We start from the raw sequence: 16815 nt of genomic DNA, 5'->3' as shown, positions 1-16815 counted from the left end.
TCCCCTCCTTACTCTTATTATAGACTAATCCTCTTCACCTAAAATAGCTTCAGCAATATTTACTGCATGATCGCCGATTCTTTCAAGATTACTTACGATATCTACGTAAACAATTCCCGCTTGTGCTGAGCATAAGCCTTCATTTAACCGAATGATATGTTGCTTACGAAGTTTTCGTTCCATCTTGTCAATCTCTTCTTCCTTTTGTACTACATGAAGAGCAGCTTCTTTATCATTATGATCTAGTGCATCGATAGATTCAGAAACGGTAGAAATAGTTAGCATGAACATTTCATCTAAGTCTGACATAGCTGAATCTGAAATAACAACTTTATTGGCCAGCTGATATTCGATTAACTCGATAATATTTTCGTAATGATCGCCAATTCTTTCAATATCTCGAACAGTATCCATTAGCATTGTATGCTCCTCAGATTCATGTTCAGTTAATGAACTGGTAGCTAAATCTACTAAATAATCGGTAATCTTTCGATCTAAATTATTTAATGCATCTTCTATTTGCATGGCATTATCTGAATGCTTCTGAAGCTTTGTTTTTAAATATTCATGTGTTTCTTCTAGCCCTTTAATAGAAAAGTGGCCCATGCGAAGAACTTCCTCTTTCGCCTGTCCTAATGCAATGGAAGGTGATTGCTCAATAAATACAGGATCAAGATGCTTTGCTTTGTACTCAATAACCGAATCCTCACCAGGAATCAGCTTCGTTACAATAAAGGCGAGAACGGCAACAAAAGGCAATTGGAAAACTGTATTTGAAGCATTAAAGATTCCATGTGCAAATGCAATGGTCATTTCAGGATTCAATCCCATGGCCTCTTGCAAATTCCCAATCAAGAGAGTAAAAGGCTTTAATAAGATTAAAAATATAGCCGTTCCGATTAAATTAAACAGGACATGAACAGCTGCTGCTCTTTTTGCGGCAACAGATGCTCCAATAGAAGCCAGTACTGCTGTAATCGTTGTACCAATATTATCACCAAATAGTACAGGCAATGCCGCATCTAAATCAAGAAGGTTTTCAGAAAATAGTCCTTGTAAAATCCCAATTGTTGCACTTGAACTTTGGACAATAACAGTAAATACTGTTCCTACTATCACTCCTAAAACTGGATTACTGCTCAAGCTGACTGTTAATTCATGAAAAGATTCAAGTGCTCTAAGCGGTTTCATTCCCCCGCTCATAAGTTCTAGTCCATAGAATAAAGCACCAAAGCCAAACACAATTTGTCCAAAATTATGAACCTTTTTATTTTTAAAGAAGAATAGTAATATTGCTCCTGCTGCGATAATCGGCAGTGCATACTCCCCTACATCTATACCAATAATAAATGCAGTAACTGTCGTACCGATATTAGCGCCCATAATGACTCCAATGGCTTGTCTTAGTGTCATAAATCCAGCACTGACTAATCCAACGGTAATAACAGTAGTAGCAGAACTGCTTTGTATAAGAACGGTTACGAGCATACCAGCAAATACACCCATAACTGGATTGGTAGTGAAACGATCCAATAAGTCTCTTAAACGGTCACCGGCTGATTTCTGAAGCCCATCACCCATATATTTAATACCAAATAAGAATATTCCAAGTCCACCTAAAAATTCAAAAAGCATCTGCTGAATATTCAGTTCCACTTTTCCACAACCCCTAACCGTTATTTCGACAATTATCATCAAATCCCATACAATTATTAATAAAATATATACAGGAAGTAAAGGGAACTTAGACTAAATTTACAATACCTTAACAAATCGGGTTATTATTACAATTGCGTTACGGTTTTCTGAAAACTCAATATATACATAATGCTTGTACAGAAGATTTTATGGAGTTAAAATTATATGATGAACTTTTCTAAGGGTGTGTCTAAATGAATATTTTCAAACAATTATTTAAAAGTCTTTACTCTCCGCGGGACATCGCCATGTTTCGCTTTCAAGGAATAGGAAAAACAATACTGTATGTTTTTTTGCTAACGCTAATATCAATTCTTCCTTCCGTTTACTATTTGAGTTCTGGAATTGTTAATGGCTTAAATGCCGTTGAAAAAGGCCTAAGCTCTGAGCTTCCTCCCTTCTTGATTGAAAATGGAGAATTGCAATCAAAGGAAGATGCACCAGTGATCATTAATAAGGAGAATTTTACTATTCTATTTGACTCCACTGGGACAGTAGATAAAGATGATCTCACTAAAAGCAAAAATACTATTGCCATCTTAAAAAATGAAGTCTATTTTATGGCTGGCGGTCAGGTTCAGTCATTACCTTATTCCATGTTTAGCGATATTTCACTTACAAATGACGATCTGCTTAGCATGCTGTCTACAGTTGATACTTCATTAGGAATCATTATCCCGTTGCTGTCTGTAGTGATTTATATCTTTGCAAGTGGTATGAAATTTATTGAGATTTCATTCCTTGCTCTGCTAGGTTTGTTCCTGAAAAAAATGCTTAATAGAAATATTCAATATCGCCACACATGGAGACTTGCAGCATATTGCGTCACATTGCCAACCATCTTTTTTACCATTATGGATAGCCTTCAAACAGCCGTACCTAATGGTGCACTGATTAATTGGTTTGTTGCCTATATCATCCTCTTCTTAACAATTAAAGAAATTCCTCAGCCAAAGACAAAATAAAACGCGCAAATTGCGCGTTTTATTTTGTTCAATCTATATTTTGTGAATATCGGAACTCAGCATTTAGGTTAGCGAGAGACTGAGATAGGTCTTTTAGCTTTTCCCCGGCTTCATGATTCTTTTTTACTTTTATCATTTGTTTTTGGGACGCTTCCACTACTTGCTCTGCACTTGCAAAGGTTTCTTGAGAGACTGATACAAAGTTTTCCGCTGCCGATTCCATTTTTGGCAATGTATCATTTAACCCAACTAATTCACCTTGAACATGTGTAATCATTCCACTTACGGCTTCAATTTCAAGCATTAATAGATCAAATGATTTGCGGCTTAAAGATGCAGTTTCAAGATGGGACTGAAAGCTAACGAGCATATCTTCAAATTCATTAGAAGCTTTAAGAGAGATTAACTCCATTTCATGTATTGTTTTTTTAATTTCCTCTGTTGCATATGACGATTGCTCAGCTAATTTCCTTACTTCGTTTGCCACAACAGCAAAACCGCTTCCTGCCTCTCCAGCTCTTGCCGCTTCAATCGCTGCATTTAAAGCTAGCAGCTTCGTTTGTCCTGCTATTTGCTGAATTAACGTTACAATTTCCGCAATAGAAGATGAATGTTTCTTTACTTCATAAACGGTTGTTGAAACGTTTTTAAATTCATGGCTTACATGATCAAACGCTCCAATAAGATCCCCGACTATAAGTTCACCCTGTTTGGCGGATTCATTCATAGATGTTGTCTTATTCATAATCTCCTTCATTTTCTCAAAAATATCATTAATCGCCTCACTCATGCTTTGAAACACTTGAATACTTTCTTCTGAGCTGCTCGCCGTTTGCTCAGCACCTAATTTTACTACTTGTATGGCCTTCATTAATTGCTCATTTTCCTGGATTACTTCACTAGATATAATCTGAAGCTCACTTCCAGTGCCTGATAAATCACTAGTCGTTGAAGCCATTTTGTATAAAAGAGAACTCATTTGTTTGATCATTGCATCAAAGCTTTTAATAAGTGAGGTGATTTCAGGCGTTGTTGTGTTTGCTTTTACTTGTGCATTTAAATTCCCATTCCTTGCTTCCTTCATAACCTCTCTTAGCCTTGATAATGGATTTGTTAAGTTTTTGACTAACAGAATAACAATTATAGAACTTATGAAAAGACAAATCATAACAACAATTAATATGTATGTAGACATTTCGTTAATTTTTTTTAAATACTGATTTTGCGGAATAGCGATGACATAAATTCCTTTTAACTCCTGAATAGATTTAAATGAAATGGTGTAATCTTCGCCATTGATTTTTTGATGAATAATACCATTGTTTTTATTCATTATCTTCTTAATAATGGATGGAGACATATTAATTTTCGTGTTTTTACTTAATGGAAATGGATGAGCGCCTCCCTTATCAACTAGAAAAAAACTCCCGCTTATTCCATCCTGCGCAAGCTCTGCATCTTGGCTCTTTATAACTTGATTTATTTTCTTAAAAAATTTATTTTCATCCCCAACATAGATAAGCATTAGATTTTGTGACAAATCATAAATTGTATTTACTTCTTTTAACATCCGGTGTTCAATTAATTTTACAGTTGTCTCCTTTGATTTTACATAAGAGATATACGCCACAGTCGAAACTGAAAATAGGAGCAAACTTAATATTAAGATAAGCAGTCTAGTTTGCAATGTAATTTTTCCTAGTAAATTTAATGTCGAAGCTCTTATCTTCCCCATAAAAAATAATTTCCCCTCTCCGAATATACTTTTGATTATGGCGAAGAAATATTAAGTCTTTGTAAAGGAAGGGTAATATTTCTATTAATTTTTTCAAAATAGTTCTAATCTTTTTGTACAAGCATACATATTGGAAAACAGCTTATTTATTCCGGAGGGTTTCTAATATGAAGCGATTAGCTTTCTTTCTAATAACAGTTCTCATTATTTATGTCATTTATGTTGACTTAACAAAAGGAATGCTTCCTAATGCTAATGAACGTGAACAGGCAATTGAAACGATGGCAGAAAATACTACACTAGCCTCCCCTATTCCTTATTTCGAGGAAAAGGTATTATCTGGTGATACTGTTTTATCTGTCGTAGAGAAAAATATGGATGGCCCGATTTCAGTATCCATTAATGAAGTTATTACTGATTTCAAAATTTTAAATAATGGCTTAAGCCCAGAAAAAATAAAGTCTGGCTTTGTTTATAAATTTCCAGATTACCGCCAATAACAATAAATTTTTCCCGCTGCAGGATATATCATCATTCTTGTCAATTTCAATGATTCATTGATACAATAATATAGGGTTTAAAAGAACTAGTATTTAGAACTGTTAATAGAAGGAGCGAATCTCCATTGAGTGAAATCATACATCGTACAAAAACACGTCCAGTTAAGGTAGGACCATTAACGATCGGCGGCAGTAATGAGCTATTTATCCAAAGTATGACAACAACTAAAACACATGATGTTGAAGCGACTGTCGCTGAAATAAAACGATTAGAAGAAGCTGGCTGTCAAATCGTTCGTGTAGCATGTCCCGACGAAAGAGCAGCGGATGCGATAGCTGAAATAAAAAAGCGAATTAATATCCCGCTAGTTGTTGATATTCATTTTGATTACAAGCTTGCCCTTAAAGCAATTGAAGGCGGAGCTGATAAAATCAGAATCAACCCAGGAAATATTGGAAAGCGCGAAAAGGTAGAAGCAGTTGTAAAGGCTGCGAAGGCAAAAGGCATTCCAATCAGAATTGGGGTTAATGCGGGCTCATTAGAAAAGAAAATTCTTGAGAAATACGGCTACCCAACTGCTGATGGCATGGTTGAAAGTGCTCTTCATCATATTAAAATTCTTGAAGATCTGGATTTCCATGATATTATCGTTTCGATGAAAGCATCTGACGTAAACTTGGCAATTGAAGCTTATGAAAAGGCTGCAAAGGCATTCGATTATCCTCTTCATCTAGGCATTACTGAATCCGGCACTCTTTTTGCTGGTACTGTAAAAAGTGCAGCAGGATTAGGCGTTATTCTAAATAAAGGAATTGGAAATACACTTCGTATTTCTTTAAGCGCAGATCCTGTGGAAGAAGTAAAAGTTGCTCGCGAATTGTTAAAGGTGTTTGGACTTTCCTCAAATGCAGCTACATTAATTTCTTGCCCGACTTGTGGAAGGATTGAAATTGATTTAATTAGCATCGCTAATGAGGTAGAGGATTATATTCAAAAGATTAAAGCACCAATTAAAGTTGCTGTTCTCGGCTGTGCAGTAAATGGCCCAGGGGAAGCACGCGAGGCTGATATTGGCATTGCTGGTGCAAGAGGAGAAGGTTTACTTTTCCGTAAAGGAGAAATTGTCCGAAAAGTTCCAGAAGAAACAATGGTTGAGGAACTAAAAATTGAAATTGATAAAATTGCTGCAGAATACTTTGCAAAACAAGAAGAAGAAAAAAAGAATGCTGAAACTGTTAATTAATAAAGGAAGAGGGAGACATATAGTCGCCCTCTTCTTTATTTATTGATTAAATTATGTTAAAAGAAAGGAAGAATGAACATCCCCACTATAATTGATACTACCCCGATTCCAATTGCCCAGCTTCCAAGGCTTAATGCGCCTCTGCGGCGAGCAACAAACCCAAGTACAATTCCTGTAGCTCCAAATAAGACTGGGAATACAAACAATGAGATGATTGAAAGAACTAATGCAGCGATCCCAATTCCTCTTCCCGCTGTCTCAGTCTCTCTTCTTGTTTCACTCATTGCTGTATAATTCCTATTTGTCACTGCACCCCTATCATACGTAATCGGTGCAGCAAGTTCAGCAGAGGTTTCTTCATCATAGTCCGCAGCTCCAGATTCGTTCTTCTCTCCAATTTTTTCACTATATCGAAGGTCGTAATCTTCGTAGTCGCGTTCTTGATCTGCCATTCTAATCCCTCGCTTTCAAGTATGGAAACTAATCCATTTACAGCTGATTTTTATGGGAAACAAAGATTTATTTGCATCTTTAAAGATTCTGCTCGTAATTCAAAGCACTCTCGTTTCCCTTTAAAAATCAATTTCTTTTTGGAGCATTAATATTGTTTGCAAAAATGGTCATTTTAAAGATGTTAATGTTTTACTACCCAACCAGCAAAGTTCTTTTAGTCAAGTACATTCTTCTGATAAGATAGAAGAGAATTTTGTAAAAGGAGAGAGTATCCTTATGAAAAGACGGTTTGGCATAGACATTGACGGAACGGTTACATGTCCGTCTTCGCTCATTCCATATTTAAATAAAGACTTTAATTTGAATATTACGCTAAATGATGTTAAACAATATGACTTAACCCATTTAGTTGATATATCGCCAGAGGAGTTTGCTAATTGGTTTAGCGAAAGTGAGCCCATCATTTATGCAGAATCACCTCTTGCAGAAGGTGCCAAGGAAGTATTAAAAAAATGGGAAAAGGCGCATGAATTATTTTTTATCAGTGCCCGTGGTTCACACTTGCACGAAGTGACGGAGGAATGGTTTTTAAAGAATGCTCTATTATTTGACCATATTGAATTAATTGGTACACATTATAAGGTAGAAACCGCTAAAAAATATAATGTTGATATATTCTTTGAGGATAAGCATGATAATGCTGTCATGATACATGAGGAATGTAATATTCCAGTTATTTTATTTGATACTCCATACAATCAGGATCCAATTCCATCTGGCGTGATCCGTGTAAAAAACTGGATAGAAGCTTACGATTGGGTAGAGAGTTGGTTAAAGGAGAAATAAAGTAAAAAACGGCTAATAGCCGTTTTTTACTTTATATAACACATTCTGGACAGCGTCCATAAATTTCAAATTTATGACCGGAAATATTATAGCCTTTTAAATTTTCCTTTACATCCTGCATTGGACAAGTATCAATTTCCTTCGTTTTTCCACAATCCATACAAATAAAATGATGGTGATGATGATCATGTGAACAAGTATATCGAAAGTGTTTTTCCCCTGAAAGCTCAGTCATTTCAAAAATACCCAGTTCCACGAATAATGATAAATTTCTATAAATTGTATCAAAGCTTAAACCTGGATAATCGTCCTTCATCCAAGCAAGAACATCTCTTGCCGTCAAATATTTATTACTTTTTGCAAAAAATTGCAGCATTTCTTCTCTTTTTCCTGTGTGCTTATAGCCTTTTTCCTTTAATAGCTGCAAAGCTTCATTTACATCCACGTCATTCACCTCTTTAAATGAACTCTATGTTTGATGTACTATATTCTAGCTGTAAATTTTTTGTATAAAATGGTCATCACCAGAATGAAGACCGCAATCATAACAATCGTTCCACCAGGGGCCAAATCTAAATAATAGGAAAGAATAAGACCGCCTAAAACAGAGATTTCTCCGAATAATACCGAGAAGAAGATTGTTTGTTTAAAGCCTTTGGCAATTCGGATGCTTGCTGCAACCGGTAATGTCATTAATGAAGAAACGAGAAGAATCCCTACAATTCTCATTGAGGCTGCAATAACAAGGGCAACCATAATGATAAAAATAAAATGAACCCCACCAGCTGCAATTCCCGATGCTTTTGCATGTTCTTCGTCAAAAGAAAGCAAGAATAATTCTTTATATAATATAAAAATCAATGAAATAACAACAATGCTAATGATTAATATTGTCCATAAATCAACACGGCTAACAGCGCTGACGCTTCCAAACAAATAGCTGAATAAATCGGTATTAAATCCATTGGCAAGAGAGATAAAAATTACGCCTACGCCAATACCTCCAGATAAGATAATGGGAATTGCAAGCTCTTGATAATGTTTATAAACAGATCGAAGCTTCTCAATAAATAAAGAACCTGTAACCGAAAAAGCCATCCCCATGTATATTGGATTTAAACCGCTTAGTCCAATGAATTTCTTTTCTAAAAACAGACTTGCCGCAATTCCAGCAAGCGTCACATGACTTAAAGCATCGGCAATAAGCGAAAGCCTTCTTACAACGATAAACACACCTAATAAAGGAGCAATAATACCAATGATAATTCCTGTAAAAAAGGCATTTTGCAAAAACTCATATTGTAGTATACCTGCTAGCATTGCCCCGCTCCTCCATGATGGTGATGATGATCATGATTATGTGTAAGAATATTAATGTCATGGCCATAAAAGGATGACATTTCCTCCATCTTAAGCTGCTCAAATTCTTTAGTTTCTCCATGAAAATGTAAATGCTTATTCAAACAGGCAACATGAGTAACCTTGTCTGAGATTGCACCAATATCATGAGTAACTAAAAGAAGAGTGATTCCTAAATCTTTATTTAATTTATCAAGCATTTCATAAAAGGATTGAACATTTTGCGCATCTACACCTACAGTAGGTTCATCAAGAATTATTAGTTTCGGATCACTTACTAAAGCTCTTGCAATAAATACACGCTGCTGCTGACCTCCGGAGAGCTCCCCAATATTTCGCTTTTGGAAAGAAAGAAGTCCGACAGCATCAATAGCCTTCATAACCTTTTTCTTATATTCTTTATTCATAAACTTAAAGAGGCCAAGCTTCTTTGTTAACCCACTTGCTACTACCTCATATACTGTGGCAGGGAAGCCGGTATTAAATGAGTTTGCTTTTTGAGAAACAAATCCAATTTTATGCCAATCCTTAAACCGATTAATATCTTCACCAAATAGCCGAATTTCCCCTTTTTGCACTTTCAGCAAACCGAGTATAAGCTTTAATAATGTAGATTTTCCGGATCCGTTTGGCCCGACAATCCCAAGAAATGCCCCTTCTTTAATGGACAAATTAATATTTTCTAAAACATTTTCCTTTTCATATCTATAAGATAATTGATGAATCTCAATTATCGACTGCTGTGCCTGCATTAGTATCACCTTTTTAGAATTAAGAATCATTCCGATTTATCAAAAGTTAGTATACAGCATGAAAAAATGTTTGTAAAGAAACATGCCATATTACCTGAAATATTATGTTACTGTCACAAATTACCTTTCTCCTTCATAAAGTACTACGGAGGAGTGATGCCAAGATGAAAATTTTTGAAAACATCATCAATCATAAGATAAACAATATTACTGCTGATGAATTATTAAAGTATGGAAACCAATTTCAAATATCAATTACAAAGCAGCAAGCAGCGAAAATCGCAGATTACCTCAAAGGAAAAAACATAAATATTTTTAATGATGCTGAGCGTACTAAAATTGTAAAGGAAATCGCTAGAATCGCCGGTCCGGACACAGCTAAACAAGTGAATCAATTGTTTATACAATTAACAAAATAAATAGCAAATAACCATGAAAAAAGCTGCGAATGCATTCACAGCTTTTTCTTCATTTCAAGTAATTTTACCCCTTCATAATTAGATCTAGTAAATCTTCGTTGTATACTTTTGATCTAAGCATTTCAATTTCATGTTTGTAAGGGGCTTTTTTATTATTTTTATCCTCACCTACAAATGGCGTCTCAAGAATTTTAGGAACATCTTTTAATTGAGGATGATGGACAATATAGCTTAAAGCGTTGAAACCGATTTTGCCAAAGCCAATATTTTCATGGCGGTCTTTTCTCATACCCCGTTCATTTTTACTATCATTAATATGCAATACCTTTAATCGGTCAATCCCTATGATCCGGTCGAATTCCTCTAGGACTCCATCAAAATCCTCAACAATATCGTAGCCGGCATCATGTGTATGACAAGTATCAAAACAAACAGAAAGGTGATCATTATAATTGACTCCATCAATGATCATCGCTAATTCCTCAAAGCTTTTCCCACATTCAGAGCCTTTTCCAGCCATTGTTTCAAGAGCAATCTGAACTTTTTCGTCGCCTTTTAATACTTCGTTCAGCCCTTCTACAATTTTCTTTATTCCAGCCTCGGTGCCTGCTCCAACATGGGCTCCTGGATGAAGGACAATTTGTTTTGCACCAATAGCCTCTGTACGGTCAATTTCTGTTCTTAAGAAATTAACGCCTAATTCGAAGGTGCTTGGATTTTCTGTATTGCCGATGTTAATGATGTATGGGGCATGGACTACAATATCAGCAATTCCGTTTGCCTTCATATGCTTAAGACCAGCTTCAATATTTAAATCCTCAATTTTCTTCCTTCTCGTATTTTGCGGTGCACCTGTATAGATCATGAAGGTGTTGGCTCCATAAGAGACAGCTTCATTACTAGCTCCTAAAAGCATATCCTTTCCACTCATTGAAACGTGAGAACCAATTTTCAGCATTTCTCTCTCCCTTTCCTTCCTTACTTTTTACGCTGCAATCTCTTTTGACGTTTCTTAAAGCTTTCTATTTCAGATTGCATTTTCTTTCTGTATCCAGGCTTTACTTTTTTCGGTTTTTGAACAATTGACTTAGCCTGCTTATCTATTTCATCAGTCTGCTTTTGGCGTTGTTTACGCTTATTTCTTTTTCCTAAATCCGACCATTCTCCTTTAAGAAGATCAACATGGCGGAAATCTATCCCCATTTTTTCAAGGCGATTTAGAGCATCTTCATCTGCTGGTTCATAAATTGTTAGGGCAATACCAGAATTCCCTGCACGCGCTGTTCTTCCAACACGGTGAATATAAAAATCTAAATCAGAAGGCAATTCATAGTTAATGACATGACTGATCCCTTGAATATCGATTCCTCTTGCTGCCAAATCGGTTGCAACGATATATTGATAATCCAAATCCATAATTTGTTTCATCATTTTTTTTCGTTCTCTAGGATTGAGGTCACCGTGAATACGCCCAACCTTAAGCCCTTTTTCGATTAAAGCATCCGCTACCTCATCAGCCATTTTCTTCGTGTTTGTAAACACAATTGCTAAGTACGGATTGAACGCAGTTAGAGCATCATGAACAAGCTTGATTTTATTTCGATGACGAGAAGGCATGATCCAATGCTCGATTTTTGCTGCTGCTACCTGCTTCGGCTCAACTTGAATATATTTCGGATTTTCCATATATTTTTTTAAAAACGGCTTTAATTTTTCTGGAATCGTTGCAGAAAAAACAAGCATCTGCAGCTTTTCTGGCATTCTAGCGGCAATCTGGTCGACATCCTCAATAAATCCCATATCAAGCATTAAATCCGCTTCATCCACAACGAGCATTTGGGCTGTATGGACAAATAATGCCTGTTCCTTAATGAGGTCATTTATTCTTCCTGGCGTACCGACAACGATTTGAGGCTGAATTTTTAATTTTTCAATTGATCTTTGCTTGTCCGTTCCTCCAACATAGCAACGAGCTGATATTTCCTGCCCTTCTTTGCAATGCTTCGTTACTTTTAATATTTCATGATAAATTTGATTCGCCAGTTCTCTAGTCGGTGCCGTAATCACAGCCTGGACTTCCTGCTTCTCATAATTTACCTTCTGTAATATCGGTAAAACGTAGGCATGGGTTTTTCCAGTACCAGTTTGTGATTGGCCGATGGCACTTTCAGCTTTTAATACTGTTGGAAATAATCTTTCCTGGATTTCAGTTGGCTCATAGAAGCCTAATTCCTTGATCGCATCCATAATAAAGCCTTTAAAATCATAACTTTCAAACTTATTCTCTTTCATTTATATAGCTCCTTGTTTTCGATTCATTTAACCATCCTGTTATTATAATAAAGTTTGCATGAAATAACCACCTATACCTTCTTCATTGGCGGAATAAATCATTGATTTACATTTAAATTTAAAAATTCCTAAAACCAATTTCCAAAAGATGCATAGTTTATTACTAATAGAGAATAGATTGGAGGTCAAGTGTATGATGCAAGGACCAAGAGCACCTTTTGGTGGAGGAATGCCTCCAAACGCATTTAGAACTCCAATGCCTCCGCGTCCGCCCATGGGTCCTATACCTCCTATGGCTGGCGGAGGTTTAAGGGGAGCTGGTGGACTAGGGCAAGCGAGGCAAGGTGGAGGAGGACTGCTCTCCAGGTTGCTTGGACGCGGAAATCCAGCTACTGGAATGGGTTCTGGAATAGCACAAGCAAGTAGAGCAGCTGGAGCAACTGGAGCAGCAGGAACCACTGGAGGAGGAGGAGGAATCTTAAGAGCGCTTAGTAATCCAGGGGCCGTCACCGGTTTTCTCCAAAATACGCAAAAAGTTTTGACAACAGCACAGCAAATAGGGCCAATGGTACAACAATATGGGCCGATAGTAAAAAACCTCCCAGCCATGTGGAAGCTTTATAGAGGTTTAAAAAACACGGGTGACTCAGATGACTCAAACGAATCAAAAGATAAGGTTCAAGAAATCGAGGAGTCCGAAAAGGCAAAGAAAACTGGCAAGAAAACAAAGAAAAAAGAAATCACAGTTGAGGAACACGAGTCTTCTTCAGAAAGCACAATAGAAAAAGATAATGGTATCCCTAAGCCAAAGCTGTATGTATAATAAACCATATTCATTTTTGTCCATGATTTAGAAGCCCTCTTTTAGTATTATTATTGTCAAAAGTCCTATATAATAGTATACGTGATTAATCAATTATCTAGTAAAACTGTGAAATAGAACACAATTCACTTTATATAGAATGTGAACTTGAAGGGGGTTTTTTGATCATGGAAGTAATTAAGATTTCACCGCGCGGATATTGCTATGGGGTTGTAGATGCAATGGTCATAGCAAGAAACGCAGCACTTGATAAAACTCTGCCAAGACCGATTTATATTCTTGGTATGATTGTCCATAACAAGCATGTAACAGACGCCTTTGAAGAAGAAGGAATTATTACATTGGACGGAAGTAACCGTTTAGAAATTCTCGAAAAGGTCGATAAGGGGACAGTAATTTTCACTGCTCATGGCATTTCCCCTCAGGTTAGAGAAATAGCTAAACAAAAAGGGCTTGTAACAATCGATGCAACATGCCCTGATGTTACGAGAACACATGATTTAATACGAGAAAAAACAAGCGAAGGCTTCAAAATCATTTACATTGGGAAAAAAGGACATCCAGAACCAGAAGGCGCAGTAGGTGTTGCTCCTAATGATGTTTTTTTAGTCCAAACAATTGACGATGTGAATGCACTAAACCTTCAGAATGAGAGAATCGTTGTCACTAATCAAACGACAATGAGCCAATGGGATGTAAAGCATGTGATGGAGCAGATAGAAGAGAAATTTCCTCATGCAGAATTTCATAAAGAAATTTGCTTGGCTACTCAAGTTCGCCAAGAGGCTGTTGCAGAGCAAGCTGGGGATGCGGATGTACTCATAGTAGTTGGAGATCCAAAGAGCAATAACTCCAATCGTTTAGCACAAGTCTCAAAAGAAATTGCTGGTACAAAAGCTTACCGGATTGCTGATGTGTCTGAGCTTAATATTGACTGGATTAAAGATGCTTCAAAAGTGGCCGTAACATCAGGTGCATCTACACCAACCCCAATTACTAAAGAAGTTATTACATTTATTGAACAATTTGACCCTAATAATGAAAGCACTTGGGTAAGGGAGAAAAAAGTGCCTTTAAGCAAGATTTTGCCTAAAGTAAAGAAATAAACATATTAAAAGAGGACGATATTGTTGATCGTCCTCTTTCTATAGCCATATTTAGATAAATTGGAAAGGGTCTGTATCGATGTCAGAAGAAAAAATGTTTACTGCATATCCCTTTGCTTGGCACATTTTAGTTAAATGCTTGGCGACACCTTTTTTCATTACCTTTTCGACGTTGTGTCCCGGGTCAACAATATTAAGCCCCAGCATCATCGCATCATGTGCTACATGATAATACATATCTCCTGTTACATAGACATCTGCACCTTTAAATTTGGCAGAAGCAAAATATTTATTGCCATCTCCGCCGAGCACAGCAACTTTCTTCACTTTAGAATTTAAATCTCCAACAACACGTACTCCGTTAACATCCAATGTCTTCTTCACATGGCTCGCAAATTCACCAAGTGTCATTTCTTGGATTTCACCAATTCGGCCTAACCCTAATACCTCGCCTTTATTTTCAAGCATGTAAATATCGTAGGCTACTTCTTCATATGGATGAGCTGTAAACATAGCTTTTAAGATTCTTTTTTCGAGATGTGCAGGAAAAATAGTTTCAATTCGTTGTTCTCTAACGGATTCCAGCTTTCCCTGATCACCTATATACGGATTCGTTCCTTCTCCAGGCATGAATTGTCCAATACCTGAAGAAGTGAATGAACAATAGCTATAGTTGCCGATTGCTCCTGCTCCTGCTTCTCCTAGAGCCTTCTTTACATCCTCTGCGCTTTCCTCAGGGACATAAACTACCAGCTTCTTTAATACTGTTTCGTATGTAGGATAAAGCACTTCAGTATTGATAAGCTGCAGCGCATCTGCAAGCATATCATTAACTCCGCCTGCAGCTACATCTAAGTTCGTATGAGCAGCATAAACAGCAATGTCGTGTTTAATCAGCTTCTCAATTATTCTCCCTGAAGGTGTATCTGTTGCAATCGATTTTAGCGGGCGAAAAATTGGCGGATGATGCGCAATAATAAGCTGAACATTTTTTTCAATTGCTTCATCCACTACCTCTTCAAGAATATCTAAAGCAATCATGACATTTTCTATCGGCTGATTTAATCTGCCAATTTGTAAGCCTATCTTATCCCCTTCCATGGCGTATCCCTTAGGAGCAAATTGTTCAAATAACTGAATAATTTCATGCCCGTTGACCTTCTTCAAGACCTAATACCTCCTCAGCCAATTTTATTTTCTCTATTAACTCGTTCTTTTTCTTTATTGTTTCTTCTGTACCAGCTGCTTTTTCCAGCTGCTCTACTATCCTTTTCCAGTTCTTTAGTTCTGTTAACCATTTCTTCTTAAATACAGTTGATTTATCTTTTAATAAATATTGGCCAAATAATAATTCCTTTTGTAATTCTAAATCTGACTTTTGGGTTGTATTTCCTTTTTCTGCAACTAAGATTTCATAGATCTTCTCATCTTCTTCAAGGATCTCCTCAGCGATTAAAACCCAGCCATTTCTTAATAACCAGCTTCTAATGGAAATTGCACTAATATTAGGCTGTAGAATTAATCTTTTGATTGTACTGAGCTTTTCCTTTCCCTCTTCCAATATACTCGTGATTAATGCACCACCCATCCCTGCAATTGTGATGCAATCTACTTCGTCTTGGGAAACTACTTCCAATCCATTTCCTTTACGAACTTTAATTTCCTCTGATAAGCCCTCAAATTCAACTTGCCGCTTAGCAGATTGATATGGCCCCTCCACAACTTCACCAGCGATGGCAAATGGAACGATCCCTTGCTTCACGGCATAGCATGGCAAATAAGCATGATCAGAGCCAATATCAGCTAAACGAAAGCCTTTAGGTATATAATTGACAACAGCCTCTAACCGCTGTGATAATTTTTCAGTATTCAATTCGGTCACCACATTTCAATGAAAAATGAAAGCCTTTAAGGCCTCTAGTTTCTATAATAGTATTAAATATATTAAGTTTTTGCAAAGCCTTTAGGTGTAAAAAAAGCCCTTTACAGACGCAAAGGGCTTTCTTTCATCGTTAGCATGAAGAAACATAGCCATTCAAACTAACGTATTACATATGAAATTATTTTAATTCCGATAGCCATGCAGCCATTTCGTCTGCCTTGTCAGCAGGTACCATTCCCGGAGGCATTGCTCCTCTACCATTTACAAGAACATTAGCAATTTCTTCTTGTGATAAATGGTCACCCACACCTTTTAAAGCTGGTCCAACTGCACCTTGGTATTGATCACCGTGGCAGCCAATACAACTCTTTTGATAAATCTCCTCAGGGCTTGCTGCAGCCGTTTCTTCGGTTTTTTGCCCGCCGCCTTCTCTTTCGGCAGCCAGTTGTTCAGCATCTCCAAGTCCTTTGAAGGAAATTAGGAACATTGCAACAATACCGAATGCAAAAATTAAGATGTACGGCATTACTGGATTTTTCATGTTTAAACCTCCCTTATGTAAGAACATCTCATATTAAGTAAATAATTATACAAACAATTTCTATTCTACTTCAAAATGAGGAGAAGGAAAAGCCCTAAAGCAAACTTTGTCACATCAAATTCAAAAATTAGACAAAAACTCCATCTTTATGATGGAGTTCCTTAACATGGCGCTTCCGCTTTTCTTTGTCTAGCTACAGC

General features: G+C 36.7%; 18 protein-coding genes. 7 read left to right on the top strand and 11 right to left on the bottom strand.

Features of this window, described 5'->3' with window-relative positions; all coding sequences use genetic code 11:
* Positions 1-24: 24 nt before the first annotated feature.
* Positions 25-1695, bottom strand: a complete 1671-nt coding sequence (locus H0173_RS10625; protein ID WP_260631137.1) for a Na/Pi cotransporter family protein — start codon at positions 1693-1695, stop codon at positions 25-27.
* A 197-nt stretch (positions 1696-1892) separates the two neighbouring features.
* Here H0173_RS10625 and H0173_RS10620 point away from each other — a divergent pair, with 197 nt between their 5' ends.
* The gene (locus tag H0173_RS10620) at positions 1893-2663 is read left to right on the top strand and encodes a DUF1189 domain-containing protein (protein ID WP_221846507.1); all 771 of its coding nucleotides are present in this window, start codon (positions 1893-1895) and stop codon (positions 2661-2663) included.
* 28 nt (positions 2664-2691) lie between these two features.
* Here the strand turns inward: H0173_RS10620 and H0173_RS10615 are convergent, their stop codons facing one another.
* Positions 2692-4398, bottom strand: a complete 1707-nt coding sequence (locus tag H0173_RS10615) for a methyl-accepting chemotaxis protein (protein WP_221846506.1) — start codon at positions 4396-4398, stop codon at positions 2692-2694.
* 167 nt (positions 4399-4565) lie between these two features.
* Here H0173_RS10615 and H0173_RS10610 point away from each other — a divergent pair, with 167 nt between their 5' ends.
* Positions 4566-4898, top strand: a complete 333-nt coding sequence (locus H0173_RS10610; protein WP_221846505.1) for a hypothetical protein — start codon at positions 4566-4568, stop codon at positions 4896-4898.
* Between the two features lie 125 nt (positions 4899-5023).
* A complete protein-coding gene (ispG, locus tag H0173_RS10605) occupies positions 5024-6142 on the top strand; it encodes a flavodoxin-dependent (E)-4-hydroxy-3-methylbut-2-enyl-diphosphate synthase (RefSeq protein ID WP_221846504.1) in 1119 nt (372 codons plus the stop codon).
* 56 nt (positions 6143-6198) lie between these two features.
* Here the strand turns inward: ispG and H0173_RS10600 are convergent, their stop codons facing one another.
* Complete coding sequence (locus H0173_RS10600; RefSeq protein ID WP_221846503.1) at positions 6199-6594, bottom strand: DUF308 domain-containing protein; 396 nt, start codon at positions 6592-6594, stop codon at positions 6199-6201.
* A 277-nt stretch (positions 6595-6871) separates the two neighbouring features.
* Here H0173_RS10600 and H0173_RS10595 point away from each other — a divergent pair, with 277 nt between their 5' ends.
* Positions 6872-7441, top strand: a complete 570-nt coding sequence (locus H0173_RS10595; RefSeq protein WP_221846502.1) for a 5' nucleotidase, NT5C type — start codon at positions 6872-6874, stop codon at positions 7439-7441.
* Between the two features lie 31 nt (positions 7442-7472).
* On the opposite strand, the gene H0173_RS10590 is transcribed toward H0173_RS10595, so the two are convergent.
* The 3 genes from H0173_RS10590 to H0173_RS10580 are packed head-to-tail and all read right to left on the bottom strand — an operon-like array spanning position 7473 to position 9552.
* Positions 7473-7886: a Fur family transcriptional regulator gene (locus H0173_RS10590; RefSeq protein WP_221846501.1), complete on the bottom strand. Its 414-nt coding sequence runs from the start codon at positions 7884-7886 to the stop codon at positions 7473-7475.
* 38 nt (positions 7887-7924) lie between these two features.
* Positions 7925-8761 carry a metal ABC transporter permease gene (locus H0173_RS10585; protein WP_221846500.1) on the bottom strand — a complete coding sequence of 279 codons (837 nt, stop codon included), beginning with the start codon at positions 8759-8761 and terminating at the stop codon, positions 7925-7927.
* The gene (locus H0173_RS10580) at positions 8755-9552 is read right to left on the bottom strand and encodes a metal ABC transporter ATP-binding protein (RefSeq protein ID WP_221846499.1); all 798 of its coding nucleotides are present in this window, start codon (positions 9550-9552) and stop codon (positions 8755-8757) included. The genes H0173_RS10585 and H0173_RS10580 overlap by 7 nt, the downstream gene beginning before the upstream one ends.
* Before the next feature lie 164 nt (positions 9553-9716).
* Here H0173_RS10580 and H0173_RS10575 point away from each other — a divergent pair, with 164 nt between their 5' ends.
* Positions 9717-9971 carry a DUF2624 domain-containing protein gene (locus tag H0173_RS10575; protein ID WP_221846498.1) on the top strand — a complete coding sequence of 85 codons (255 nt, stop codon included), beginning with the start codon at positions 9717-9719 and terminating at the stop codon, positions 9969-9971.
* Positions 9972-10035: 64 nt separating this feature from the next.
* Here H0173_RS10575 and H0173_RS10570 read toward each other — a convergent pair whose 3' ends face one another.
* Positions 10036-10929 carry a deoxyribonuclease IV gene (locus H0173_RS10570; RefSeq protein WP_221846497.1) on the bottom strand — a complete coding sequence of 298 codons (894 nt, stop codon included), beginning with the start codon at positions 10927-10929 and terminating at the stop codon, positions 10036-10038.
* Between the two features lie 20 nt (positions 10930-10949).
* Positions 10950-12263 (bottom strand): DEAD/DEAH box helicase, encoded by a 1314-nt coding sequence (locus tag H0173_RS10565; RefSeq protein WP_221846496.1) that lies wholly within the window; start codon positions 12261-12263, stop codon positions 10950-10952.
* A 193-nt stretch (positions 12264-12456) separates the two neighbouring features.
* On the opposite strand from H0173_RS10565, the gene vrrA reads away from it, so the two are divergent.
* Both vrrA and H0173_RS10555 read left to right on the top strand, forming a co-directional pair.
* The gene (vrrA, locus tag H0173_RS10560; protein WP_221846495.1) at positions 12457-13086 is read left to right on the top strand and encodes a VrrA/YqfQ family protein; all 630 of its coding nucleotides are present in this window, start codon (positions 12457-12459) and stop codon (positions 13084-13086) included.
* Positions 13087-13253: 167 nt separating this feature from the next.
* Complete coding sequence (locus H0173_RS10555; RefSeq protein WP_221846494.1) at positions 13254-14192, top strand: 4-hydroxy-3-methylbut-2-enyl diphosphate reductase; 939 nt, start codon at positions 13254-13256, stop codon at positions 14190-14192.
* A gap of 51 nt (positions 14193-14243) precedes the next feature.
* Here the strand turns inward: H0173_RS10555 and H0173_RS10550 are convergent, their stop codons facing one another.
* The 3 genes from H0173_RS10550 to cccA form a co-directional block, all read right to left on the bottom strand.
* Positions 14244-15359 carry a Nif3-like dinuclear metal center hexameric protein gene (locus H0173_RS10550; RefSeq protein WP_221846493.1) on the bottom strand — a complete coding sequence of 372 codons (1116 nt, stop codon included), beginning with the start codon at positions 15357-15359 and terminating at the stop codon, positions 14244-14246.
* Positions 15337-16065 carry a tRNA (adenine(22)-N(1))-methyltransferase gene (locus H0173_RS10545; protein ID WP_221846492.1) on the bottom strand — a complete coding sequence of 243 codons (729 nt, stop codon included), beginning with the start codon at positions 16063-16065 and terminating at the stop codon, positions 15337-15339. The genes H0173_RS10550 and H0173_RS10545 overlap by 23 nt, the downstream gene beginning before the upstream one ends.
* Before the next feature lie 187 nt (positions 16066-16252).
* Positions 16253-16615, bottom strand: a complete 363-nt coding sequence (gene cccA, locus H0173_RS10540; protein ID WP_221846489.1) for a cytochrome c550 — start codon at positions 16613-16615, stop codon at positions 16253-16255.
* Positions 16616-16815 lie beyond the last annotated feature (200 nt).

The organism is Bacillus sp. S/N-304-OC-R1 (assembly GCF_019749375.1).
In the GTDB taxonomy this organism is placed as follows: domain Bacteria; phylum Bacillota; class Bacilli; order Bacillales; family Cytobacillaceae; genus Cytobacillus.
The sequence above is the reverse complement of the archived record's forward strand: the minus strand, read 5'-3'. Positions and strand labels throughout refer to the sequence as shown.

Bases quoted from the DNA above. Each gene is read 5' to 3' on its own strand.
- H0173_RS10600 (WP_221846503.1), bottom strand. From the start codon at position 6,594: ATGGCAGATCAAGAACGCGACTACGAAGATTACGACCTTCGATATAGT.
- H0173_RS10620 (WP_221846507.1), top strand. From the start codon at position 1,893: ATGAATATTTTCAAACAATTATTTAAAAGTCTTTACTCTCCGCGGGAC.
- H0173_RS10570 (WP_221846497.1), bottom strand. From the start codon at position 10,929: ATGCTGAAAATTGGTTCTCACGTTTCAATGAGTGGAAAGGATATGCTT.
- vrrA (WP_221846495.1), top strand. From the start codon at position 12,457: ATGATGCAAGGACCAAGAGCACCTTTTGGTGGAGGAATGCCTCCAAAC.
- H0173_RS10615 (WP_221846506.1), bottom strand. From the start codon at position 4,398: ATGGGGAAGATAAGAGCTTCGACATTAAATTTACTAGGAAAAATTACA.
- cccA (WP_221846489.1), bottom strand. From the start codon at position 16,615: ATGAAAAATCCAGTAATGCCGTACATCTTAATTTTTGCATTCGGTATT.
- H0173_RS10595 (WP_221846502.1), top strand. From the start codon at position 6,872: ATGAAAAGACGGTTTGGCATAGACATTGACGGAACGGTTACATGTCCG.
- H0173_RS10575 (WP_221846498.1), top strand. From the start codon at position 9,717: ATGAAAATTTTTGAAAACATCATCAATCATAAGATAAACAATATTACT.
- H0173_RS10565 (WP_221846496.1), bottom strand. From the start codon at position 12,263: ATGAAAGAGAATAAGTTTGAAAGTTATGATTTTAAAGGCTTTATTATG.
- H0173_RS10625 (WP_260631137.1), bottom strand. From the start codon at position 1,695: ATGATAATTGTCGAAATAACGGTTAGGGGTTGTGGAAAAGTGGAACTG.
- H0173_RS10580 (WP_221846499.1), bottom strand. From the start codon at position 9,552: ATGCAGGCACAGCAGTCGATAATTGAGATTCATCAATTATCTTATAGA.
- H0173_RS10610 (WP_221846505.1), top strand. From the start codon at position 4,566: ATGAAGCGATTAGCTTTCTTTCTAATAACAGTTCTCATTATTTATGTC.
- H0173_RS10555 (WP_221846494.1), top strand. From the start codon at position 13,254: ATGGAAGTAATTAAGATTTCACCGCGCGGATATTGCTATGGGGTTGTA.
- H0173_RS10585 (WP_221846500.1), bottom strand. From the start codon at position 8,761: ATGCTAGCAGGTATACTACAATATGAGTTTTTGCAAAATGCCTTTTTT.